The sequence below is a fragment of the Faecalibacterium tardum genome (assembly GCF_040096515.1).
In the GTDB taxonomy this organism is placed as follows: domain Bacteria; phylum Bacillota; class Clostridia; order Oscillospirales; family Ruminococcaceae; genus Faecalibacterium; species Faecalibacterium tardum.
The window spans coordinates 1-21,636 of record NZ_JBBMEO010000012.1 but is presented as its reverse complement, the minus strand read 5'-3'; the positions used below and the strand labels follow the sequence as shown (position 1 = coordinate 21,636).

At 56.0% G+C, this 21,636-nt stretch carries 23 protein-coding genes; 20 read left to right on the top strand and 3 right to left on the bottom strand.

The features are described 5' to 3' along the window. Positions 1–8: 8 nt before the first annotated feature. From WMO44_RS08750 to WMO44_RS08695, 13 genes are all read left to right on the top strand, one after another. Positions 9–560 carry a putative phage tail protein gene (locus WMO44_RS08750; protein WP_187031862.1) on the top strand — a complete coding sequence of 184 codons (552 nt, stop codon included), beginning with the start codon at positions 9–11 and terminating at the stop codon, positions 558–560. Then, the gene (locus WMO44_RS08745; RefSeq protein ID WP_349152360.1) at positions 550–2,400 is read left to right on the top strand and encodes a DUF6273 domain-containing protein; all 1,851 of its coding nucleotides are present in this window, start codon (positions 550–552) and stop codon (positions 2,398–2,400) included. The genes WMO44_RS08750 and WMO44_RS08745 overlap by 11 nt, the downstream gene beginning before the upstream one ends. Positions 2,401–2,619: 219 nt before the next feature. Then, positions 2,620–2,808 carry a hypothetical protein gene (locus tag WMO44_RS08740; protein WP_349136470.1) on the top strand — a complete coding sequence of 63 codons (189 nt, stop codon included), beginning with the start codon at positions 2,620–2,622 and terminating at the stop codon, positions 2,806–2,808. A 6-nt stretch (positions 2,809–2,814) separates the two neighbouring features. Beyond that, positions 2,815–3,276, top strand: a complete 462-nt coding sequence (locus WMO44_RS08735; protein ID WP_097791535.1) for a hypothetical protein — start codon at positions 2,815–2,817, stop codon at positions 3,274–3,276. Between the two features lie 25 nt (positions 3,277–3,301). Beyond that, positions 3,302–3,490 carry a DUF6273 domain-containing protein gene (locus WMO44_RS15115; protein ID WP_353963853.1) on the top strand — a complete coding sequence of 63 codons (189 nt, stop codon included), beginning with the start codon at positions 3,302–3,304 and terminating at the stop codon, positions 3,488–3,490. A 186-nt stretch (positions 3,491–3,676) separates the two neighbouring features. After that, positions 3,677–4,849, top strand: a complete 1,173-nt coding sequence (locus WMO44_RS08730) for a reverse transcriptase domain-containing protein (protein ID WP_349136469.1) — start codon at positions 3,677–3,679, stop codon at positions 4,847–4,849. Next, complete coding sequence (locus WMO44_RS08725; RefSeq protein ID WP_349136468.1) at positions 4,810–5,427, top strand: carbohydrate-binding protein; 618 nt, start codon at positions 4,810–4,812, stop codon at positions 5,425–5,427. The genes WMO44_RS08730 and WMO44_RS08725 overlap by 40 nt, the downstream gene beginning before the upstream one ends. Continuing rightward, positions 5,417–5,815, top strand: a complete 399-nt coding sequence (locus WMO44_RS08720) for an isoaspartyl peptidase (protein ID WP_349136467.1) — start codon at positions 5,417–5,419, stop codon at positions 5,813–5,815. Before WMO44_RS08725 ends, WMO44_RS08720 begins: the two co-directional genes overlap by 11 nt. 12 nt (positions 5,816–5,827) lie before the next feature. Continuing rightward, entirely contained in the window at positions 5,828–6,124 is a 297-nt protein-coding gene (locus WMO44_RS08715; RefSeq protein WP_097791539.1) for a hypothetical protein, read from the top strand. Further along, entirely contained in the window at positions 6,121–6,393 is a 273-nt protein-coding gene (locus WMO44_RS08710) for a hypothetical protein (protein WP_097791540.1), read from the top strand. Before WMO44_RS08715 ends, WMO44_RS08710 begins: the two co-directional genes overlap by 4 nt. Positions 6,394–6,396: 3 nt before the next feature. Beyond that, the gene (locus tag WMO44_RS08705) at positions 6,397–6,780 is read left to right on the top strand and encodes a hypothetical protein (RefSeq protein ID WP_349136466.1); all 384 of its coding nucleotides are present in this window, start codon (positions 6,397–6,399) and stop codon (positions 6,778–6,780) included. Beyond that, complete coding sequence (locus tag WMO44_RS08700) at positions 6,773–7,576, top strand: N-acetylmuramoyl-L-alanine amidase (RefSeq protein ID WP_349136465.1); 804 nt, start codon at positions 6,773–6,775, stop codon at positions 7,574–7,576. Before WMO44_RS08705 ends, WMO44_RS08700 begins: the two co-directional genes overlap by 8 nt. A gap of 206 nt (positions 7,577–7,782) precedes the next feature. Beyond that, the gene (locus WMO44_RS08695; protein ID WP_349152359.1) at positions 7,783–8,931 is read left to right on the top strand and encodes an acyltransferase family protein; all 1,149 of its coding nucleotides are present in this window, start codon (positions 7,783–7,785) and stop codon (positions 8,929–8,931) included. Positions 8,932–9,021: 90 nt separating this feature from the next. Here the strand turns inward: WMO44_RS08695 and WMO44_RS08690 are convergent, their stop codons facing one another. The 3 genes from WMO44_RS08690 to WMO44_RS08680 all read right to left on the bottom strand — a co-directional run bounded on the left by WMO44_RS08690 (position 9,022) and on the right by WMO44_RS08680 (position 11,453). Beyond that, complete coding sequence (locus WMO44_RS08690) at positions 9,022–9,606, bottom strand: flavin reductase family protein (protein ID WP_349152358.1); 585 nt, start codon at positions 9,604–9,606, stop codon at positions 9,022–9,024. Further along, positions 9,603–10,583: a glycosyltransferase family 2 protein gene (locus WMO44_RS08685; RefSeq protein ID WP_055186158.1), complete on the bottom strand. Its 981-nt coding sequence runs from the start codon at positions 10,581–10,583 to the stop codon at positions 9,603–9,605. The genes WMO44_RS08690 and WMO44_RS08685 overlap by 4 nt, the downstream gene beginning before the upstream one ends. A 189-nt stretch (positions 10,584–10,772) precedes the next feature. Then, on the bottom strand, positions 10,773–11,453 hold the full coding sequence (locus WMO44_RS08680; protein ID WP_349152357.1) for a Crp/Fnr family transcriptional regulator: 681 nt from the start codon (positions 11,451–11,453) through the stop codon (positions 10,773–10,775). A 187-nt stretch (positions 11,454–11,640) separates the two neighbouring features. On the opposite strand from WMO44_RS08680, the gene WMO44_RS08675 reads away from it, so the two are divergent. The 7 genes from WMO44_RS08675 to WMO44_RS08645 all read left to right on the top strand — a co-directional run bounded on the left by WMO44_RS08675 (position 11,641) and on the right by WMO44_RS08645 (position 21,597). After that, on the top strand, positions 11,641–12,693 hold the full coding sequence (locus WMO44_RS08675; RefSeq protein WP_349152356.1) for an ABC transporter substrate-binding protein: 1,053 nt from the start codon (positions 11,641–11,643) through the stop codon (positions 12,691–12,693). 132 nt (positions 12,694–12,825) lie between these two features. Beyond that, positions 12,826–14,310, top strand: coding sequence for a C69 family dipeptidase (locus WMO44_RS08670; RefSeq protein WP_349152355.1), 1,485 nt, complete (start codon positions 12,826–12,828; stop codon positions 14,308–14,310). Between the two features lie 285 nt (positions 14,311–14,595). Next, complete coding sequence (locus WMO44_RS08665; RefSeq protein WP_349152354.1) at positions 14,596–15,351, top strand: DeoR/GlpR family DNA-binding transcription regulator; 756 nt, start codon at positions 14,596–14,598, stop codon at positions 15,349–15,351. Then, positions 15,348–16,253 (top strand): 1-phosphofructokinase, encoded by a 906-nt coding sequence (gene pfkB, locus WMO44_RS08660; RefSeq protein WP_349152353.1) that lies wholly within the window; start codon positions 15,348–15,350, stop codon positions 16,251–16,253. Before WMO44_RS08665 ends, pfkB begins: the two co-directional genes overlap by 4 nt. Before the next feature lie 30 nt (positions 16,254–16,283). After that, on the top strand, positions 16,284–18,212 hold the full coding sequence (locus WMO44_RS08655) for a PTS fructose transporter subunit IIABC (RefSeq protein ID WP_349152352.1): 1,929 nt from the start codon (positions 16,284–16,286) through the stop codon (positions 18,210–18,212). Between the two features lie 215 nt (positions 18,213–18,427). After that, the gene (locus WMO44_RS08650; protein ID WP_349152351.1) at positions 18,428–19,924 is read left to right on the top strand and encodes an MFS transporter; all 1,497 of its coding nucleotides are present in this window, start codon (positions 18,428–18,430) and stop codon (positions 19,922–19,924) included. Positions 19,925–20,103: 179 nt separating this feature from the next. Further along, on the top strand, positions 20,104–21,597 hold the full coding sequence (locus WMO44_RS08645; protein ID WP_349152350.1) for a DUF1846 domain-containing protein: 1,494 nt from the start codon (positions 20,104–20,106) through the stop codon (positions 21,595–21,597). Positions 21,598–21,636: the final 39 nt, after the last annotated feature.

The following is a 21,636-nucleotide window of genomic DNA, read 5'->3' as shown; positions in this document are numbered from 1 at the left end:
GCGGGAGCATGGAACGCAAACTGATTGATTATCTTCCCTATGTCATTCGTGATTATGCGGAGTTTCAGGGGATCATGGGGAGCGAACAGCCGGAAATTGAAAAGGCGTGGAACACCACGGATGATCTTCTTGATAACCAGTTCATTCCCACCGCTGGAAACATGGGCCTTTCCCGATGGGAAAAGATTTTGGGAATTACGCCCAAAGGAACAGACAGCCTTGAAGATCGCCGGTTCCGTATTCTGACCCGGATCAATGAAGAACTTCCGTACACCTTGCCCCAGCTTCGGAACATCCTTGAAACGCTGTGCGGGAAGGGTAACTATTCCGCTGATGTGGAAGAAGGCACCTATCAGCTTCTTGTGAAAATCGGGTTGGCCGCAAAGAACAACTTCAATGATGTTGAATCTTTGCTGAACCGGGTTGTTCCCCAAAACATGGTTGTGACCTTGCTTCAGCTTTATAACACCCATGCGGAACTTGGGCGGTTCACCCATGCCCAGCTTGCCGCCTATACCCATAATCAGTTGAGAAACGAGGTTTTGAAGAATGGCGAATAAAACAACCAACTACAAGCTGACTAAACCCCTTGAATCTGAATTTTATGATGTAGGGGTTCAGAATGAAAACATGGATAAGATTGATACCCAAATGAAGGCCAATGCGGATGCCGTTGAAGCCCTTCAGAAAGGTCAATCCGGGAAGGCTGATCTGGTGGATGGTAAGGTTCCCGCCGAACAGCTTCCCAGCATGAACTATGATCCCAAAGGTACGGCCCAAAACAAGGTGAGCGAACACAACCTTGATCAGACCGCCCACCCGTATCTGTTGAACCAGATCGGAACCTGTGTGGAAGCCGCACAGAACGCACAGGATGCCGCAAATGCGGCCTTGGATGCTGTGTCCGGTATCGTCTATACCATCAATGTTCTTCCTTCGCAGAATGGCACCCTGACCTATAACGGACAGGCCCAAAGCCCTTCTTGGAACGCTTATAACCCCGATGCGCTGACCTTGGGCGGCGTGACTACCGGCACCAATGCTGGAACCTACACGGCCACTTTCACCCCTAAAGGGAAGTATAAGTGGGCAGACGGTACGCAGACCGCCAAGGAAGTGACTTGGACGATCAACGCCGCCACCATGACGATCCCCACGCAGAGCAACAGCCTTACTTATACCGGTTCGGCCCAAAGCCCCGCTTGGAACAACTATGACAGCGGGAAAATGACGCTTGGAGGAACTACCAGCGGCACGAACGCTGGTTCCTACAATGCCACCTTCACGCCGAAAACGAACTACAAGTGGGCTGATGGAAGCACCGGGGCCAAAACGGTTGCTTGGAGCATTGCCAAGGCCGCTGGTAGTTTGTCTTTGAATAAGACTTCCATCAAACTGACCGCCGCAAAGACCACGGACACCATCACCGTGACAAGGGCGGGTGATGGTAAGATTACGGCCACTTCCAGCGCCCCCACGGTGGCTTCTGTGAGTGTTTCCGGTTCGGTGGTAACTGTTACCGCAAAGGCCAAAGGAAGCGCCACAATCACCGTCAGCGTGGCCGCTGGCACCAACCACACGGCCCCGGCCAATAAGACCTGTTCCGTTGAAGTGACATTGCCCACCAAGGTTCTGAACGATAACAGTTGGGCAACCATCCGGGAAGTCAGTTCCGCAGGTTTGGGGGCCAACTATTGGGCCGTTGGTGATGTGAAATCCATCGTTCTGAATGGCACCGTGAGGAATTACACTTTCAGCAACTTGACCGTGAACGCCTTTATTTTGGGCTTCAACCACAATTCCGCCAAGGAAGGTGCGAACAAGATTCACTTCCAGATCGGGAAGATCGGTTCCACGGCAGTTGCTTTGTGTGATAGCAATTATAACAACACCGGTGATGGTTTCCGCATGAATACCAGTCAGACGAACAGCGGCGGTTGGAACGCTTCACACATGAGAAAAACTGTATTGGGCAACAGTAACACCCCCACAAGCCCGTTGGCGAATAGCTTGATGGCGGCGCTTCCCGCCGATTTGAGGGCGGTTATGCAACCCGTGACCAAGTACACCGATAATACCGCCAACGGTGGCGGCAATGTTCAGACTTATGTAACGGCCACCACCGATTACTTGTTCTTGCTTGCTGAATTTGAAGTGTTCGGAACAAGAAGCTATGCAAATAGCTATGAACAGAATTATCAGGCACAATACGATTACTACAAAGCCGGTAATAGTAGAGTAGCCTATAATCATTCCGCCGTGTCCACGGCGGTGTGGTGGTGGCTTCGTTCCCCTCGTTGCAACACCAACTATCGTTTCCAGTGTGTCAACACGGATGGCAACGGCAACAATCGCAGTGCCAGTTACTGTGCTGGTGTGCGGCCCGGCTTTGCCGCCTAATCCCCCGCAGGATGATCCCGCCCTCATCCCGCCGCCGCAAGGCGGCGGTTCCGGGAGGGAACCCCAAATAAAAATAATAATGGCGGCGTAAGCCGCCCGACGATTTTTTGAAAATGGGGGTTTTCCGGCAAAGTGCTATCATTTGACTGTCTTTTGAGTGCATACACCGGACAAAATCAGCCATACAATATCCATAAGCCTGTTTGAAGGGGGTATTGTATGGCAACAAACAAGCGTGTTTTCACCTTGCGCCTATCTGATGAAGTCTTTGACAAGATCGGGGCGCTTGCAACCCGTGAACACCGATCCATTACCAATTACATTGAATTTGTTCTTCTGAAACACTTGGAAGAAGTGGAAAAGGCGGAAGGAACGATCAGTGTCGATAATTCACCCAAAGGGGTATAACTGAAAATGTCTGTCCTGAAGCAAAAGAGAACCACAAGCAAGGCCGAGTTCATCAACACGGCCAATCAGATTTATGTTGAAACCCTGAACTTCCTGACCCGTCTTTCAGCCCGGTATTCCCGGTTGATTGCGGAGCCGGTGGCAAAGCTGGCCGGTGAGATCATCGACCATGCGGAGAAGGCCAATAGTATCTTTCCTTCGGACAACCAGCGCATTGAAATGAGGAAGGCCCATCTTCTTGAAGCACGGGCTTCCCTGATGGCGCTGGATGTTCGCTTGACCCATGTTTACCTGATTCTGAACCAGAACCCGGAAGGGGCCTTTACCACTTCCAAGGGGAACCCGGTGAAGTCACAGGATGCAATGGAAAAACTGGATAAGATGGCCCAAAACTTGGGTGAACTGATCGACAAAGAAAACGAACTTCTGAAAGGGGCGATCAAAAATGTAACAGCAAAACAGAAATAATTTCCCATTAGGTGTGCAACTGATAATGAGCCTGTTGGCGGTGTGGTGGTGGCTTCGTTCCCCTAATTACAACAACAACAATAATTTCCAGAATGTCAACACGGATGGCAACAACAACAATAACAATGCCAATTACTGTGCTGGTGTGCGGCCCGGATTTTGCAAATATACACGGTCAAATGTAGTAACAGAAGGCAAACGGCTTTTCAGGTGAAAGACGACCGATGTAAAAGGAGTTGTACTTCCTTGGGTTTCAATCCCTAAAACTGCCCTTTGATGCCCTTACACGGACGCTTCTTGCATGGTGGGTGAATGTGCCTTATCCCATTTCATGTGTGAGGGCAAAGCAATTTAGACGGCACCCTACAAGATATTTGTACGAGGGGCGAATACTTTTATTATGACAAGCCAAGAACGGCATGAAGCAAGGTTCCAGCGCCGCAAAGCAAAGCGGTTGGAACGGAAACAGGCCCGGTGTAATAGCCTTGGGCCGATGAATAAAGTCTTTTCCTACCGGAAGATGTTCTTCTATGGGAAAAAGTGCTGTAACGGGGTGCGGTGGAAGCAAAGTGTTCAAAACTTTGAAGGCCACCTGTTTTCTGGTACGGCAACACGGCGGCGAACGGTATTGGAACAGCAATGGAAACCCAAAGCCTGTTCCCATTTCATCCTTCGGGAACGGGGCAAAATCCGCCCGATAGATGCCCCACATATTACGGATCGACAAATCCACAAAACCCTTTGCAATGAAGTTCTGATCCCGCTATATTCACCTTCCATGATCTATGACAACGGGGCAAGCCAAAAAGGAAAGGGCCTTCATTGGCAGTTCAAACGGATCAAACAACAGCTTGGATGGCATTACCGGCGCTATGGCCGGGAAGGTGCTGTGTTGCTGTTGGATTTGAAAGGGTTCTTTCCAAACGCTTCCCACGCCCTATTATATCAGCGGCACCGGGAATTGATTTTGAATCCTGAACTTCAAAACTTGGCTGATACTGTAATCCAGTATTCCCCATGCCCGACACCGGGCCGGGGGATGCCTTTGGGCGTGGAGCCTTCCCAACAGGAAATGGTGGCGTTACCAAGTAAAATTGACCAATGGATCAAGTGTCAGGCCCGTGTTCATTGCGCCGGTCATTACATGGATGATTACTATGCTTTCTTTCCCACGGTGGATGAAGCAAAGCTGATGGGCCATGAAATTGTAAGGCGATTTGAAGCCGCTGGAATCCGAGTGAACAAGCGTAAGTGTAAGGTGATCCCGCTTACAAAGCCATTCCGGTTCTGTAAAGCACGGTTCACCCTTACCGAAACCGGCAAGATCAAGGTGAATGGAAGCCGGGATGGAGTGAAACGGGCAAGGCGAAAGCTGAAGCTGTTTCACAAAGAGTTCAAAGAGGGAAAACGATCCTTCTTTGACATAGAACAATACATGGAGTGCCAAAGCGCCTATTACCGGAACTTCAACGATCATGGACGGTTGTTAAGGTTGCGGCGGCTTTACCATGCAATCTTTTTCGGAGGTGGACAATGTTTAGAATCATCAAAGCCGGGGCCGGTATCGGCCTGACCGAGAACCTGAACTACATCAAAAAAGCCGAAAATGGTTGCTATGTCCTTTGCCCGGAGCCTGACGCTTCGGGCATTGTTTTTGAGGGTGTAGCTTACCATTTGTTGGGCCGTGCCGCTATGGATGAACTGGAAACGGTGAGTTTGGAACAGACGGACGCAGGAAGCGAGATCACCAAGGCCACGGAAGCCGGTGGAATCGTCTTTGTAACCTTGGCGGAAGCCGGGAGCATTGACGCTGAAACGGCGGCGGAACACGCTGATTTGTTCGCTGAATGGGCTTTCCCTGTTGGCTACACGGTGGGGCAGATTCGCCGGTATAACGGAACCCTTTACAAGTGCGTTCAGGCCCATACTTCCCAAGCGGATTGGACACCGGACACGGCTTCCAGCCTGTGGAGCAAAACGAGTGATCCCGCTGAAGAATGGCCCGAATGGAGCCAACCGGTGGGAGCGCATGACGCTTATTCCAAGGGGGCAAAGGTGAGCCATAAGGAAAAGCATTGGATTTCCACGGTGGATTCCAATGTGTGGGAACCCGGTGTGTACGGGTGGGAGGAAAGCACGGATGGAGTATAAAACCTATGTTTGCCGTAAACGGGCAAGGTTCAAGGCGATTTGCGGACAAGTGAACATTCCGTATGGAACCACCCTGAATGGTCAGGGTGGTTTTTTGATCCTGAATGATCTTCCGGTGTGTTCGGCCACCAGCCAAAACGCCTATGACTTCTTCACACAGAATGATGATGGCATGGGGCAGGAACGGGGCGAACTGTTGAACCGGATCATTCCCAAGCTGGAAAAGCGTGATGCCGGGTATCAGGCCCGGTGGGGGAAGATTTGGGAAGATGCCCTTTGTCAGAAGTACAAGCGCCCGGAACAGGAAGATCATTGGATTTGGAATCATGACTTCTACAACGGCCCTGTTGAGGATTTGCGCTATATTGCCGCCCTGATCGGGGCCTGATAGGAGGTAAACATGACGCTTGAATTGTCTATTGTAATTTCTGTTCTTTCGGTTTCCTTTGCCTTGTATTCCGGTATTTCCAACCTGAAGCGCAACGATAAGAAAGACACCGCCGAGGAAACCGCCCAGCTTACCACCGTGATTGTGAAGCTGGAAAACATCGGGGATGGAGTGTCCGAAATCAAATCTGACATGAAGAATGTCAAGGGTGAAGTTCAGGAATTGCGGGAACGCCTTGTGGCCGTGGAACAGTCCGCCAAATCCGCCCACCACCGCCTTGATGGGCTTGCAGGTGGTGTTGATGCGTGAGCCGCCGAACATCCCGAAAGCAAAAGATTGAGTTTTCCAAGCTGATCCTGTATGTGGTGGGGGCCGTAACCGTTGGGGTTACGGCCTTCACCCTTATCATGGTTTGGAAAACTGAAAACCTTGAACCGCTGGCCTATTTGATCCCCGCCATATTTGCTGAATTGGCAACCGCAACCGGGTTTTACTATTCCAAAGCCAAGGCCGAAAACCGGATTAAACTTCGGAAACTGTACGGCCCTGAAATTTATAACGATGCAAAGGAGATTTGAACCATGCTGAACGCTGTTTTGAACAACCTGATCAATATTGGGTGGGCCATGCTGATCTTCCTGTGTGCGTACCTGTCCAATGTGGCCTTTTCCCTTTACTACAACATCAAGGTTTTGCTTCAGCCTTTCGACAAACAGAAGATGATCAATTCCGGGCTGAAGGTTGCCACCTTCGTTGTGGGCCTGACCTTGCTGTGTGTGGCAATCACCACCCTTCCCATTTATGCTGATCAGCTTGGGTGGGCAATCCCGGAGGAATACACAGAAATTTTTGCAGACTTGGTTATTGTGGGCGCTGTCCTGATGGTTTCTTGCAAATACATTGGTGAAGCCTTCACCAAGTTCAAAGCCATTCTTCAAGTGAAAGGAGATACCGAAAATGAGTAATTCCAGCCTTGCAACCTATACCCGGATCACGAAAAACAAAACCAGCCCCCGGAACCACGCCATTGACACCATCACGATTCATTGTATCGTTGGGCAATGGACAGCAAAACAGGGGTGTGATTATTTCGCCACCACAGACCGGCAATGTTCCGCCAACTATGTTGTTGGTAAGGATGGTTCCATTGGCCTTTCCGTGGATGAAAAGGATCGTTCTTGGTGTTCCAGCAACGGCACCAATGACAACCGGGCAATCACCATTGAAGTTGCTTCCGACACCACCCACCCTTACGCCGTCACCGCCAAGGCTTATGCGGCCCTGTTGGATTTGGTAACGGATATTTGCAAGCGGAACGGGATCAAGAAGTTGGTATGGAGTACGAACAAGAATGACCGTGTGAACCATCGGAACGGATGCAACATGACCGTTCATCGTGACTTCGCCAACAAAGCCTGTCCGGGGGAATATCTTTATTCCAGACACGGGGAGATTGCCGCAGAAGTCAACAGAAGGCTTCAGGGCGCTTCCAATGGTGGTGGGGTAGTAGTTACACCCCCAACCGCAGAAAAGCCCACAGGCGGCACCACAGGGGCCACCGTGACCCCTTATCTTGTGCGGGTGAAGATCACCAACCTGAATATCCGTAAAGGCCCCGGCACAAACTACGGTGCAACCGGCTACATCCAGCCCGGTATTTATACCATCGTGGCTGAAAGCACCGGCAAAGGTGCGGCCAAGTGGGGCAAACTGAAAAGCGGTGCTGGCTGGATTTCCCTTGACTACGCCGCCAAAACCTAACCATGACAAAGGCCCTTCCGGTTCAAGCTGGAAGGGCCTTTTTTGCGTGTTTCTACTATGTTACTAATAACCCCGATTTCACCGAACTTCAAAGGGCTGAAATGTTCAGTATTTGGGTGCTTCAGAGCGTTGCAGAGTAGAAATATTTATGGTAAAATAAAATACATAAATCGCCTGAAAAAGGCGAAAACAGAAAGGGTGAGATCATGGAACAAAAAGTTTTTGCGGACAAAAGCAGAATGCGGGATTCCGGCGTTGAGCTTTTAAAGATCATTGCGGTCATTCTGATCGTAATCAGCCATGTGGTGCTGACACTGATAACAGAAAATGAATATATTCCGTATAGCGACTACCTTCTGGATTGTACCCATGCAACGACCAACGTAACAGTTCTGCTTTTAGCGGTCATGCGGCATTTTGGCGCGCTGGGGAACTGGATCTTCTTCGTTGCTTCTGCATGGTTTTTGCTGGACAACACAAAAGCGTCCGGCAAGAAAATGATGGGAATGCTGCTGGATATCTGGGTGATCTCCGTCCTGTTCCTTGGAATAACGCTTTTGCTCCGGGGTGAGGTAAGCGGTAAACTTTTCATTTTTTCGCTTTTCCCAACGCTCTTTGCAAATAACTGGTATCTGACCTGCTATCTGCTATTCTATCCCATCCATCCGTATTTGAACCGTCTGATCGCCGCGATGACGCAAAAAGAACATCTGAAGGTGGTTTCTGTATTGGCGGTACTGTATATCGGCTTTAACTTTATAGAAAGCAGGTTTTTCTTTCCGAATATGCTGCTTCTCTGGATCAGCGTATATCTGATCGTTGCCTACATCAAGCGCTATTGCATGAAACTGTATTCCAGTACAAAAGTGAATAGCATCCTGCTGCTGTGCGGTGCGGCGGGGGCAGTGGGCATCGTGATTCTGACCGACCTGCTTGGATTGAAGATCGCTGCGCTGTCGGATCAGCTTTTGCGATGGGTGAGCAATTTTAATCTTTTTTTGATCCTGATCGCCATTGCGGCGTTTGGGCTGGCCAGAAAGAACCACTTTAAAAATAAAAGGGTAAATCACATTGCAAAGTGTTCCATGCTGATCTATATCATCCATGAAAACATTTTGCTGCGAACCTATACAAGACCCTATCTCTGGCACTGCATTTTTAACCGGTATGGGTATGCCCATCTGTTTTTATGGGTCTTTTTGTACGCAGCTGGCTGGCTGCTTGCGGCACTTGCGCTCAGCCTGCTTTACGAAAAGAGTATTCAAAAGATAACAGCAAGGGTAAGTGAAAAAATACTGAAATGGATGGGCAGCTGGTATCAAAAATATGAGGCTGCCATGCTGAAGCTGCATTGATAAAGCCGCGGCCTGCCCGGACTTGATCCCGTAAAAAAGGAACCCTCTCAAAGCAAAAACTTTGCAGAGGGTTCCTTTTTGCATGATGGATTATTTTTTGTGCTTTGCGGGCTTTTTCTTCCGCACGCTGTAACCAAAGGTGCCCAGTTTTTTGCCAAGCGCCAGATACTCCCCGTGGCTGTACACAATGAGGTTTGCCTTGTCCAGACACAGCTTGCCTTTTTCGTCCAGCAGGCTCTCGTCCACATCGCAGGCCACCACCTCGGCTAAAAACAGGTCGTGGCTGCCCAGCGGGATGCGCTGGGTGATGCGGCATTCCAGATTGACCGGGCTTTCCTCCAGCACCGGGCAGTCGGCCAGCACGCTGCCGGGTGCTGCGTGCAGGCCGCAGGCGGCAAACTTGTCCACGTCGCGGCCGCTCTTCACACCGCACCAGTCGATGGCGCGCACCAGCTTTTCGGTGGGCAGGTTGATGGCGAACTGCCCGCGTTCACACAACAGCTGATGACTGTACCGCTCCGGGCGCACGCTGATGGATACCATGCTGGGCTGGGTGCAGATGGTGCCTGTCCAGCCGATGGTGATAAGGTTGGGCTTCTCCAGCCCACCGCAGGATACCAGTACCGGCGGCTCCGGGTTCAGAAGGGTGCTGCCCTTCCAGCTTTGCTTACTCATCCGTGATATTTCCTTTCGTAGGGAGCCCATGTGCGCTCCGAGATGATATAGCGCGGGCGGGCTTTGGTCTCCATATAAATCTTGCCGATATACTCGCCGATCACGCCCAGACACACCAGCTGCACGCCGCCCATAAAGCAGACGATGCAGACGGTGGAGGCCCAGCCTGCCACGCTGCTGCCCATGGCAGCGCACACGATGGCCCAGATGACCCCGATAAAGCTGACAAGGCTCACCACGATGCCCGCTCCAGTGATGATGCGGATAGGCTTGTTGGAAAGGCTGGTAATGCCGTCAAAGGCCAGCGCCAGCATCTTGCTCAGGGGGTAGTGGCTCTCACCGGCCAGACGTTCGTGGCGCTCGTAGGTGACCACATCGTGGGCAAAGCCCACCAGCGGCACCATGCCGCGTAAAAAGATGTTGACCTCCTTGTAATCCGCAAAGCTTTCCAGCACGCGGGTGCTGATCAGGCGGTAGTCTGCGTGATTGAACACGATATCCGCGCCCAAGGCGTTCATCACATGATAAAAGCCTTCGGCGGTGAACCGTTTAAAGAAGGTGTCGGTGTCCCGGCGGCTGCGCACGCCGTACACCACCTCGGCACCGTCCAGATATTTTTTCACCATCTCGTCCATGGCGTTGATGTCGTCCTGACCGTCGCAGTCAATGGAGATGGTAATGTCGCAGCTGTCGCTGTGCAGCGCCTCCATCAGCCCCGCCAGCACGGCGTTCTGGTGGCCGCGGTTGCGGCTTTGGGAGATGCCGATATAGTGCTCGTCCTGTGCGGCAAAGCCTTGGATCAGCTCCCACGTTTTGTCGCGGGAGCCATCGTTGACAAAGAGCACCCGGCTTTTATCGCTGACCAGCCCCTGTGCGGTCAGACTGTGGATCTTTTCCAGAAACATGGGTGCTGTAATGGGCAGCACCTGCTCCTCGTTGTAGCAGGGGATCACGATCCAGAGAACAGGCTTGGACATTGCTTTATCGCTCCTTATTGATAAAATAACCCTCTCAGTCATCGCTGTGCGATGCCAGCTCCCCCGAAAGGGGGAGCTTTTCTCGGCAGAGGGGAACACTTGCTCTTCTGCCGGAGAAGGCAGACTGTTCTGAAAACTTGCATAAAGCTCCCCCCTCGGGGGAGCTGGCGCGAAGCGCCTGAGAGGGTTTTATTGCACCATCTGCTGCAGGGCGTCCGGCTCCAGCAGCTTGAAGCTGCTGCGGTAGGTATCGATGAGCCCTTCCCTCTGCATGGTGCTCAGCTCCCGGGAAAGGGCGCTGCGGTCGCAGTTGAGGTAGTCCGCCAGCTGGATGCGGGAGAAGGGGATGCTGAAGGTCAGGCTGTGGGCGCGGGCGGCCTCGCTGAGCAGATAAGCCGCCACCTTGGCGCGCAGGCTCTTCATCACCAGCAGGTCGATGCGGTGGGAGAGGGAAAAATACTTATCGCTGATGGTGCGAACAAGGTTCTGCACCACCCGTTGGTGGGCGGGGCTGCCGTCCGAGAGCAGTAGCCGCTCGTAGGGCAGCAGCAGTACCTCACATGGGGCAGCAGCCAGCACGGTGACCGGGCTGGACAGACTGGAACCGCCCAGCACGTCCCCGAACACCCCGCCCGGCTCTACCCGGGCAATGGGGATGCGCACCCCGCCCGGTGCCGGGCGGTAGGCCTCCAGCTCACCGGACAGCACGATGCCTACCCGGCGGCTGGGTTCCCCCGCCAGCACAAGGGCTTCGCCCTTGCCGTAGCTGCGCACACTTGCCCCCAGCCGGGACAGCAGCGTGCTGAGCTCCGCAGCGGAAAGACCCGCAAACAGCGTGGTGGTTTGTAACAGCGGCAGATAATTATTCATCGCAACTCCGCAGAGAAAATAGTGTTCTCCGCAGCCTCCTGCAATTGCGTTGCACACGCAACGGTATTTTTACCCCTATTATAGTAAACTGGAACGCGCAAAGCAAATGATTTTGCAAAATTTTTCAAAAAAAGACCGGTTTCCGCTTCCCGTACCGGGGCGTGCCGGGTGTGAAAAGGAGTATTTCATGAAAAAAATCCTGTCCTTACTGCTGGCGTTCAGCCTTGCACTGAGCCTTGCAGCCTGCGGCGGCAGCGCAAGCTCTGCCGCTTCCAGCACGGCGGTGTCCGAGGCTGCTTCCTCTGCGGCTGCTTCCGAGGAAGAGACCGCCGCGCCGCTGTCTGCCACCGAGCCGCTGCGCATTGCGGGCCTGAAGGGCCCCACCACCATGGGGCTGGTCAACCTGCTCTCGATGGAGCAGGCCGGTACCGCCGCCATGGACTACGATTTGCAGCTCTACGGCGCTGCGGATGAGATCGTGCCGCTGCTCATCAAGGGCGAGCTGGACATGGCTGCCATCCCGGCTAATCTGGCGGCGACTCTGTACCAGAAAACAAATGGCGGCATTCAGGCCGTGGCGGTGAACACCTTGGGCGTTTTGTATGTGGTGGAGCAGGGCGACACCGTCCACAGCATGGCAGACCTCAAGGGCCGCACCATCCTGTCCACCGGCAAGGGCACTACCCCGGAGTATGTGCTGCGCTATCTGCTTACCGCCAACGGCATTGACCCGGACAAGGATGTGGACATCCAGTATTATAGCGAGGCTACCGAGGTGACCGCCCAGATGGCCGCTACGCAGGACGCCATTGCCGTTTTGCCCCAGCCCTATGTGACCGCTGCCGGGCTGAAGGATGACACCCTGCGGGTAGCCCTTGACCTGACCGCCGAGTGGGACAAGGTGGCAGACACCCAGCTGATCACCGGTGTGACCGTGGTGCGTAAGGCCTACGCTGAGGAGCACCCGGATGTGGTAGCTGCTTTTCTGGCAGACTATGCCCAGAGCGTGAACGCCGCCAACACCGATCTGGACGGCACCGCCGCTCTGTGCGAGGAGCAGGGGGTGGTGGCAAAAGCCGCCATCGCCAAAAAGGCACTGCCCAATTGCAACATCGTCTGCCTGACCGGCGAGGAACTGAAGGCAGACGTCTCCGGTTACCTGCAGGTGCTCTACGATGCCGACCCTGCCGCCGTGGGCGGTACGCTGCCCGGCGAGGACTTCTACTGGACAGCCCAGTAACAGCCTGAAATAGCATTCCATCTCCCGCCGCTCTGCCGTGGTACGCAGCGCGGCGGTTTTTGTTTCCCGGTTGCAATTCCGCTGCAAAAGTTCTACAATAGAGGCACATTATAGAATATGGAGGGAAAACCTATGGCTTGCACTACCATTCTGGTCGGCAAGGCAGCATCGTACGATGGCTCTACCATGATTGCCCGCAACGATGACTCCGGCTCCGGCCATTTCACCGCTAAAAAATTTACCGTGATCCACCCGGAGGACCTTCCCAAGACCTACCGCAGCGTCCTCTCCCATGTGGAGATCCCCCTGCCGGAGGGCGCACTGCGGTTTACCGCCATGCCCAACGCTGTGGAGGGTAAGGGCATCTGGGCAGCCTCCGGTGTCAACGCCGCCAATGTGGGCATGACCGCCACCGAGACCATCACCTCCAACCCCCGCGTGCTGGGCGCAGACCCGCTGGTGGAGTATCAGCCCGCCAAGGGCGAAAAGCCCGAGGTGCCCGGCGGCATCGGCGAGGAGGATATCGTCTATCTGGTGCTGCCCTATATCCACTCTGCCCGCGAGGGCGTGCTGCGTCTGGGCAGTCTGCTGGAGCAGTACGGTACTTACGAGATGAACGGCATCGCTTTTCAGGATGTAAACGAGATCTGGTGGCTGGAGAGCATCGGCGGTCACCATTGGATCGCCCGCCGCGTGCCGGACGATGTGTATGTGGTCATGCCCAACCAGCTGGGCATCGACACCTTTGATCTGGACGATGCCTTCGGCGCACAGGAAAACTACCTCTGTTCTGCCGACCTGCGGGAGTTCATTGCCAAGAATCACCTCGACCTCTCTTTGGACGGCGCACTGAACCCCCGGGACGCCTTTGGCAGCCACGATGACGCCGACCACGTTTACAACACCCCCCGCGCATGGTACATGCTGCGCTACCTTAACCCCCGCACATGGGTGTGGGAGGGCGCTGACGCCGACTACACTCCTATGTCCGACGACCTGCCGTGGTGCATGGTGCCGGAGCGCAAGGTGACCCCGGAGGACATCAAGTATATGCTGTCCAGCCACTATCAGGGTACCCCCTACGACCCCTACCTGAGCTACGGCGACAAGTCCGCAAAGGGCGCGTACCGTTCCATCGGCATCAACCGCAACGACTTTATGGCCCTGTTGCAGATGCGTCCCGACCAGCCGGAGGAATCCCGCGCAGTGGAGTGGGTGGCCTATGCCTCCAATGCCTTCAACAGCATGGTGCCCTTCTACGCCAATGTGGAGCGCACCCCGGAGTATCTGGCAAACACCACCGGCACCGTGTCCACCGATAACTTCTACTGGACCAGCCGCCTGATCGCCGCCATGGCAGATGCTTCCTATAATAAGTCCCTGTTCCACCTCGAGCGCTACGAGGAAGCCGTGCTCTCCGCTGCCCGCGCCCTAGTGAATCAGTACGACGCAAAGCTTGCTGCCGAGCCGGACGCTGCCCGCCGCGCCGCCCTGCGGGAGGAAGCCAACACCGCCATCGCTGCCATGCTGCAGGAGAAGGCCGCTGACACGCTGGATAAAGTTCTGTTTGAACTGAGCAGCCAGATGAAGAACGCCTACTCCCGCTCGGATGCCTGAGGCAAACCAGCCTGAGCACCAAAAACGGTCACGACCGGTCATATAAACGCAGAAAAGGCCACCGCATACACAAGTGCGGTGGTCTTTTTTTGGCGCAAAAGCGCTCTTGTATCCCAGATGCTGGCAACGGTGCACAAAAATCGAAGATATTTTTTGTGCACGAAAATGACTGAAACTGATTGATTTTGACAGAATTTTTGCTATAATAAAGATGCAAACAACCAAAACACGCCAAGACCGTGCAAAACCGGTCAGGCGTGGGAAGGAAAGAAGGGGACAGACACCATGCTGGCAGAGGAACGTTTTGCATTGATCTTAGAACAGCTGAACGAGAAACGCACCGTGACGGTGCAGCAGCTGTGCGAGGCGCTGCACACCAGCGAGTCCACCATCCGGCGCGATTTGACCGAGCTGGACCGGCAGGGAAGGCTGACCAAGGTGCACGGAGGGGCTACCCTGCCGGACAGCCGCTTTCTGGCAGACGAGCCTACCATGGAAGCCAAGGAGACACTGGCTGTGGCAGAAAAGCGCAGCATTGCCGCAGCCGCCGCAGCGCTCATCACCGCTGAGGATTTTGTGTTCATTGATGCAGGCACCACCACGCTGGAGCTGGTGCGGGTGCTGACGGGTGCGGCGCTCAAGGCCACCTATGTGACCAACGGCGTGGCGCACGCCCGGATGCTGGCGCAGAAGGGTTGCCGGGTGTATCTGCCCGGCGGGCTGCTGCGTCCCCAGACCGAGGCCATCGTGGGCGCCCCGGCAGTCAGCAGCATCCAGCAGTATAACTTCACCAAGGCATTTATGGGAGCCAATGGTGTGGCGCTGGAGGCGGGCTTTACCACCCCGGATCCCGAGGAAGCCGCCGTAAAGGCAGCAGCAGTCCACCGTGCAAGGGAAAGCTGGTTCCTTGTGGACGACGCCAAGTTTGCCAAAATTTATCCGGCGGTCATCACGGATCTGCACAGCGGTGCTATCCTGACCAACCGCTGCCCGAACCCCAAGTATAAGCAGCAAACATTTGTAAAGGAGGCAGAAGTATGATTTACACTGTTACTTTTAATCCGGCCATCGACTATGTTGTGCGTCTGGACGCACCGCTGGAGGTGGGCGAAGTGAACCGCGCCCAAGGTGAGGACTGCGTGCTGGGCGGCAAGGGCATCAACGTGTCCGGCGTGCTGGCGCAGCTGGGCTGCGAGAGCGTGGCGCTGGGCTTTGTGGCCGGTGAGACCGGCGCATGGCTGGAGCGCGGTCTGGCGGCACAGGGGCTTAAGACCGACTTTGTGCATCTGGAAAGCGGCATGACCCGCATCAACGTCAAGATCAAGGCAGGGCAGGAGACCGAGCTGAACGGCGCAGGCCCGGCCATCCCAGAAAGTGCGTTGCAGCAGCTGGAAGCCCAACTGGACAAGCTGACTGAGGGGGATATCCTCATTCTGGCGGGCAGCATCCCGGCAAGCCTGCCGCAAAGCGTCTACGAACGGCTGCTGGTGCGGCTGCAGGGCAGGGGCGTGCGCGCCGTGGTAGATGCCACCCGCGACCTGCTGGTGAACGTGCTGCCCTACCACCCCTTCCTCATCAAGCCCAACAACCATGAGCTGGGCGAGATCGTGGGCAAGGTGCTGACCAGTGACGCCGAGATCGTGGCCGCTGCCCGCACCCTGCAGGAAAAGGGCGCGCGCAACGTGCTGGTAAGCATGGCCGGGGACGGTGCGCTGCTGCTGGACGAGCAGGGACAGGTGCACCGCATCGGCTGCCCCAAGGGCAAAGTGGTCAACAGCGTGGGCGCAGGCGACAGCATGGTGGCCGGTTTTGTGGCCGGGTATCTGCAAAGCGGCAGCTACGCGCAGGCGCTGCGTCTGGGCACCGCCTGCGGCAGCGCAACGGCGTTCAGCCTTGGGCTTGCCACAAAGGAGAAGATCGACGAGCTGCTGGCGCAGCTTTGATAGGATAAAAGGAAAAAAGGAGGAAATTTTATGCGCATCACCGAGTTATTCACCGCACAGTCCATTGCGCTGGACGAGGCGCTGCAAACGCAGGAGGAGATCCTGAGCCGACTGGTGGAACTGCAGGCTACCCACGGCAATATTACCGACAAGGAAGCCTACAAAAAGGCACTCTACGCCCGCGAGGCCGAGGGCTCTACCTATGTGGACAACGGCATCACTGTGCCCCACGCCAAGACCAATGTGGTCACCCGCCCCAGTCTGGCCGCCCTGCGGCTGAGCACCCCGGTGCAGTACAACGCCGAGGATGACGGCACCACCGACCTGCTGTTTGCCATTGCCGCTCCGGAAAACGGCAGCTTGCACGTTGATATGCTGGCGCGTATGATGCAGATGCTGATGAACGAGGACTTTGTGGAAAAGCTCAAAGCCGCCAAGACCCCCAAGGAGTTTTTGGAGTGCATCGACGCGCAGGAGGAAGCACAGTTCGGCGCAGAGAGCTTTACCCAGCAGGTCATCCCGCAGGACGGCTACCGCATTCTGGCTGTGACCGCCTGCGTCAACGGCATCGCCCACACCTACATGGCGGCAGAAGCGCTGACCAAGGCCGGTGACAAGCTGGGTCTGCCCACCAAGGTGGAGACCAATGGCTCGGACGGCGCAAAGAACATTCTGACCCGCGCCGAGATCGCCGCCTGTGACGGCATCATCGTGGCAGCGGAGAAAAAGGTGGAAACCGCCCGCTTCGACGGCAAGCCGGTGCTGTTCACCCGCGTGGACGACGGCATCCATAAGCCGGAGGAGCTGATCAAAAAGATCGCCCATGGCGAGGTGCCTGTGTACCACGCCGAGGGCGGCGCAGCAGCCGAGGATGACAGCTCCACTAAGGACAGCTTCGGCCGCAGCCTGTACAAGAACCTGATGAACGGCGTTTCCCACATGCTGCCCTTCGTGGTGGGCGGCGGCATCATGATCGCGCTGGCCTTCCTGCTGGATGATTACAGCATCAACCCCGCAAACTTCGGCATGAACACCCCCGTTGCCGCCTTCTTCAAGACGGTGGGCGGCGCAGCCTTTGGCTACATGCTGCCCATTCTGGCAGGCTTCATTGCCATGTCCATCGCCGACCGTCCGGGCCTTGCCGTAGGCTTTGCCGGCGGTGTGCTGGCCATGAACGGCACTAACTTCACCGACCTTGCCGCAGGCAGCACCACCGGCATCTCCGGCGGCTTCCTTGCAGCGCTGCTGGCCGGTTTTGCGGCGGGCTACATCGTGCAGTTCCTTAAAAAGATCACCGAAAAGCTGCCCGCCAGCCTGAACGGTATCCGCCCCATGCTCATCTACCCGCTGGGCGGCATTCTCATCGTAGGCGCGATGATGTGCGCTGTGAACCCGGTGATGGGCATGATCAACACCGCTATGACCGACTGGCTGAACGCACTGGGCGGCAGCTCCAAGGTGCTGCTGGGCGCCATCGTGGCCGGTATGATGAGCGTGGATATGGGCGGCCCGGTCAACAAGGCAGCCTACGTCTTTGGCACCGCAGCTCTTGCCTCCGGTAACTACGAGGTGATGGCCGCCGTCATGGTGGGCGGCATGGTGCCTCCCATCGCTATTGCCCTGTCCACCACCTTCTGCCCACGCAAGTGGACCCCGGACGAGCGCCGCAACGGCATCGTGAACTACGTCATGGGTCTGTGCTTCGTGTCTGAGGGCGCTATTCCCTATGCAGCAGCCGATCCGCTGCGTGTTCTGCCCAGCTGCGTTGTCGGCTCTGCTGTTGCCGGTGCACTCTCCATGACCTTCGGCTGCGCACTGCGCGCACCCCACGGCGGTATCTTCGTATTCCCGGTGGTGGATCACGCTGCGCTGTACTGCGTGGCGCTGGCTGTGGGCAGTGCGCTGGGTGCAGTGATCCTGAGCCTTGTCAAAAAGACCCAGCCTGCTGAGGCAAAGTAACAAGCCATTTTCTTTCTCCATACGGATAGTTCTTCATAAGAGCAAAGGGGACTGCCGCACACTGCGGCGGTCCTTTTTGCGTTTTCCGACCGTCTGCGGTAAAAAGATGTTTTTTGCACCGGACAGTTCCCCGGCGGTGGAAAATGTGCTATCATAGAAATGATAGGAATGTGTAAGACCCCGCACTTGCGGGGAGAAAGGAAACGATCCGTTCCATGCACAGACAAAGCTTCTGGAACCACCGGTTCACTCGCACCCGGATCAAAAGCGAGAAGGTCCAGCTGCCGGAGATGCTCTTCGGCTATATTCTGGGTCCCATGGGTGCTTCCATTTCAGGCAGTATTTTCGGCAGCATCCTGCAAAGCTACTTCACCGATGTGCTCCGGCTGGATCTGCGGTTCCTCAGCCGGTTGCAGCTGGTGTCCACTGTGCTCATCGTGGCGGCAAACCTTCTGGTAGGGCAGCTGATCGAGCGCACCCGCGCCACAGCGGGCAAGGCAAGGCCGTGGCTGCTGCTTTCGGTGTTTACCTTTTCCTCTGCCAGCGTGCTCATGTTCATCGTGCCATTTCAGGGCATTGCGCGCATGGTGTGGATCGCTGTGGCGTACAACCTGTACTACTCGTTTGCATCCCCCATTTACAGCACAGCCAGCAGCATCATGATCTCAGTGTCCACTCGGGACAGCCGTCAGCGCGGGCTGCTGGCCTCTATCAACAGCATGGTGGGTCTGGGCGTGATGGGCACTTGCAGCATGGTGTTCCCCATGCTGGTGTCCTTTTTCCTCCGGGAAAATATCCACCGCTGGTTTTTTACCATGCTGGGGGTGGCGGTGTTCACCGGGTTTACCATCTACTTGCAGTTTGCCTTTACCCGGGAGCGCGTTACCGAGGAACGCCGCATTCTGGAAGGCCTGTACGGGCCGGAGGATGAATTTGAAGCCGCCCGGCAGACAGAAACACCCCCGCCGGAGCCTGTACCGGTGCAGCGGGTCTCGCTGCGCCGCCAGCTGCGGGCGGTGGCTGCCGACCCCATGTGGTGGCTCATCATGGGTGTATGCGTTTTGTTCCAGTGGAGCGGCTCTTTAAAAAACAGCACCATGACCTACTATTGCAAGTGGGTGGTGGACAACACCTTTTTGGGCAGCGCCGGTGCATGGGGCGCATCTCAATCGCTGTTGACCATGATGGGTGCGCTGCCCATGGCGCTGGCCTCGGTGCTGCTGGTGCCGCTGACCGACCGGTTCGGCAAGCGCAAGGTGTGCGGCTGGTTTCTGCTGCTGGGCGCTGCGGGCGGCGTGATCGCGGGGCTGGGGCAGGGCAGACTGGTCCCTGTTGCCATTGGTGTTGCGCTCAAGTGCTTCGGCTCTGCGCCTACCTGCTGTCTGCTCCTTGCCATGGTGACCGATGTGGTGGACCATGTGGAGGGGCGCAGCGGCATCCGCACGGACGGACTTACCATGTCGGTGTACAGTTCCCTGTCCGTGGCGGGCGGCTCGGTGATGAGTGCGCTGTTCAACGGGGTGCTGGCGCGCACCGGCTATGACCAGTGCGCCAGCACGGCGCTGGGCACTGCTGCCCAGAATGCCGCTGTACGCCATGTGATCGCAGGCGGTTATATCTGGGTGGAAACGCTCAGCTATGTGGCGGCGGGGCTTTTGCTGCTGGCCTTCTGGAAGGTGGAAAAAGATCTTGCCGCCCGGCAAAAGACCTGACCCAAAACGGCATCTGCAACAAAAAACAGAACTTTGTACCGCCCAAAACGACCTATCCTGCCGGAATTGTGTTCGGCGCTTTGTTTTGCATTGCGCCCCACCCCGGGCTGTGGTATACTTATGCTTGTGATTTTAAAGTCCGGGTATGGTGTGCCCGGCCACCAGAGAGGAAACGAACGATGAAAATAGGATTTGACAACGACAAATATCTTGCGATGCAGTCTGAGCATATCCGCGATCGCATCAAGAAGTTTGACAATAAGCTGTATCTGGAATTCGGCGGCAAGCTGTTCGACGATTACCACGCTTCCCGCGTGCTGCCCGGCTTTCAGCCGGACTCCAAGCTGCAGATGCTGCTGCAGCTCAAGGAGCAGGCCGAGATCGTCATCGTCATCAGCGCCGAGGACATCATCAGCAGCAAGGTGCGCGGCGACTACGGCATTACCTACGATCTGGACGTGCTGCGCCTCATCGATGCCTTTCAGGAGATGGGGCTGTATGTGGGCAGTGTGTGCGTGACCAAGTACACCGCCGCCGCCGAGGTGGAAGCCTTTGAAAAGCGGCTGAACAGTCTGGGCATCCGCACCTTCCGCCACTACAAGATCCCCGGCTACCCCAACGATGTGGCCCGCATTGTCAGCGACGAGGGCTACGGCCGCAACGAGTACATTGAGACCGAGCGCCCGCTGGTGGTCATCACTGCGCCCGGCCCCGGCAGCGGAAAGATGGCCGTCTGCCTGTCCCAGCTGTATCATGAATATAAGCGGGGCGTCAAGGCCGGTTACGCCAAGTTCGAGACCTTCCCCATCTGGAACATTCCCCTGAAGCACCCGGTCAATCTGGCCTACGAGGCTGCTACCGCCGACCTGAACGATGTGAACATGATCGACCCCTTCCATCTGGAAGCCTACGGCGTGACCACCGTGAACTACAACCGCGACATCGAGATCTTCCCGGTGGTGAACGCGATGTTCGAGCTGATCGCAGGGCAGAGCCCCTACAAATCCCCCACGGACATGGGCGTGAACATGGCTGGCAACTGCATCGTGGACGATGCAGTCTGCTGCGAAGCCTCCCGCAAGGAGATCGTGCGCCGGTACTACAAGTGCCTGTGCGAGCAGAAGATCACCGGCACTGCCAAGGAGAGCGAGCGCTACAAGCTGGAGCTGCTGATGAATCAGGCCGGGCTGACCATGGGGGCCCGGGAAGTGGAAAAGCAGGCACACGCCCGCAGCGAAGCCACCGGCGGCGCACCGGCTGCTGCCATTGAGCTGAGCGACGGCACCGTCATCACCGGCAAGACCGGTCCGCTGCTGGGTGCTACCGCAAGTGCCCTGATCAACGCGCTCAAGTATCTGGCGGGCATCCCGCAGGAGACGGATCTGGTCAGCGCCGCTGCCATCGAGCCTATCCAGACCCTCAAGACCAACTATCTGGGCGGCAAGAACCCCCGTCTGCACACCGACGAGATCCTGATCGCCCTGTCCAGCTCTGCCGCTTCCAGCGAGCTTGCCGCAGCAGCTATGCACCAGCTGCCCAACCTCAAGGGCTGCGATGTGCACTCCACCGTGCTGCTTTCCAGCGTGGACAGCAGTACCCTGAACCGTCTGGGCATGTACCTGACCTGCGACCCCGTCTACGAGGAAGAGGACCGCAAGTACCATAAGCTGTAAAAACTGGTAAACACCCCGGTCAGCGCCTGACGGCGCTGA

Coding starts and splice junctions, on each gene's coding strand:
- WMO44_RS08650 (WP_349152351.1), top strand. CDS start 18,428: ATGCACAGACAAAGCTTCTGGAACCACCGGTTCACTCGCACCCGGATC.
- WMO44_RS08655 (WP_349152352.1), top strand. CDS start 16,284: ATGCGCATCACCGAGTTATTCACCGCACAGTCCATTGCGCTGGACGAG.
- pfkB (WP_349152353.1), top strand. CDS start 15,348: ATGATTTACACTGTTACTTTTAATCCGGCCATCGACTATGTTGTGCGT.
- WMO44_RS08680 (WP_349152357.1), bottom strand. CDS start 11,453: ATGAATAATTATCTGCCGCTGTTACAAACCACCACGCTGTTTGCGGGT.
- WMO44_RS08675 (WP_349152356.1), top strand. CDS start 11,641: ATGAAAAAAATCCTGTCCTTACTGCTGGCGTTCAGCCTTGCACTGAGC.
- WMO44_RS08735 (WP_097791535.1), top strand. CDS start 2,815: ATGTCTGTCCTGAAGCAAAAGAGAACCACAAGCAAGGCCGAGTTCATC.
- WMO44_RS08690 (WP_349152358.1), bottom strand. CDS start 9,606: ATGAGTAAGCAAAGCTGGAAGGGCAGCACCCTTCTGAACCCGGAGCCG.
- WMO44_RS08745 (WP_349152360.1), top strand. CDS start 550: ATGGCGAATAAAACAACCAACTACAAGCTGACTAAACCCCTTGAATCT.
- WMO44_RS08750 (WP_187031862.1), top strand. CDS start 9: ATGGAACGCAAACTGATTGATTATCTTCCCTATGTCATTCGTGATTAT.
- WMO44_RS08665 (WP_349152354.1), top strand. CDS start 14,596: ATGCTGGCAGAGGAACGTTTTGCATTGATCTTAGAACAGCTGAACGAG.
- WMO44_RS08685 (WP_055186158.1), bottom strand. CDS start 10,583: ATGTCCAAGCCTGTTCTCTGGATCGTGATCCCCTGCTACAACGAGGAG.
- WMO44_RS08725 (WP_349136468.1), top strand. CDS start 4,810: ATGTTTAGAATCATCAAAGCCGGGGCCGGTATCGGCCTGACCGAGAAC.
- WMO44_RS08705 (WP_349136466.1), top strand. CDS start 6,397: ATGCTGAACGCTGTTTTGAACAACCTGATCAATATTGGGTGGGCCATG.
- WMO44_RS15115 (WP_353963853.1), top strand. CDS start 3,302: ATGAGCCTGTTGGCGGTGTGGTGGTGGCTTCGTTCCCCTAATTACAAC.
- WMO44_RS08700 (WP_349136465.1), top strand. CDS start 6,773: ATGAGTAATTCCAGCCTTGCAACCTATACCCGGATCACGAAAAACAAA.
- WMO44_RS08670 (WP_349152355.1), top strand. CDS start 12,826: ATGGCTTGCACTACCATTCTGGTCGGCAAGGCAGCATCGTACGATGGC.
- WMO44_RS08730 (WP_349136469.1), top strand. CDS start 3,677: ATGACAAGCCAAGAACGGCATGAAGCAAGGTTCCAGCGCCGCAAAGCA.
- WMO44_RS08645 (WP_349152350.1), top strand. CDS start 20,104: ATGAAAATAGGATTTGACAACGACAAATATCTTGCGATGCAGTCTGAG.
- WMO44_RS08695 (WP_349152359.1), top strand. CDS start 7,783: ATGGAACAAAAAGTTTTTGCGGACAAAAGCAGAATGCGGGATTCCGGC.
- WMO44_RS08740 (WP_349136470.1), top strand. CDS start 2,620: ATGGCAACAAACAAGCGTGTTTTCACCTTGCGCCTATCTGATGAAGTC.
- WMO44_RS08720 (WP_349136467.1), top strand. CDS start 5,417: ATGGAGTATAAAACCTATGTTTGCCGTAAACGGGCAAGGTTCAAGGCG.
- WMO44_RS08715 (WP_097791539.1), top strand. CDS start 5,828: ATGACGCTTGAATTGTCTATTGTAATTTCTGTTCTTTCGGTTTCCTTT.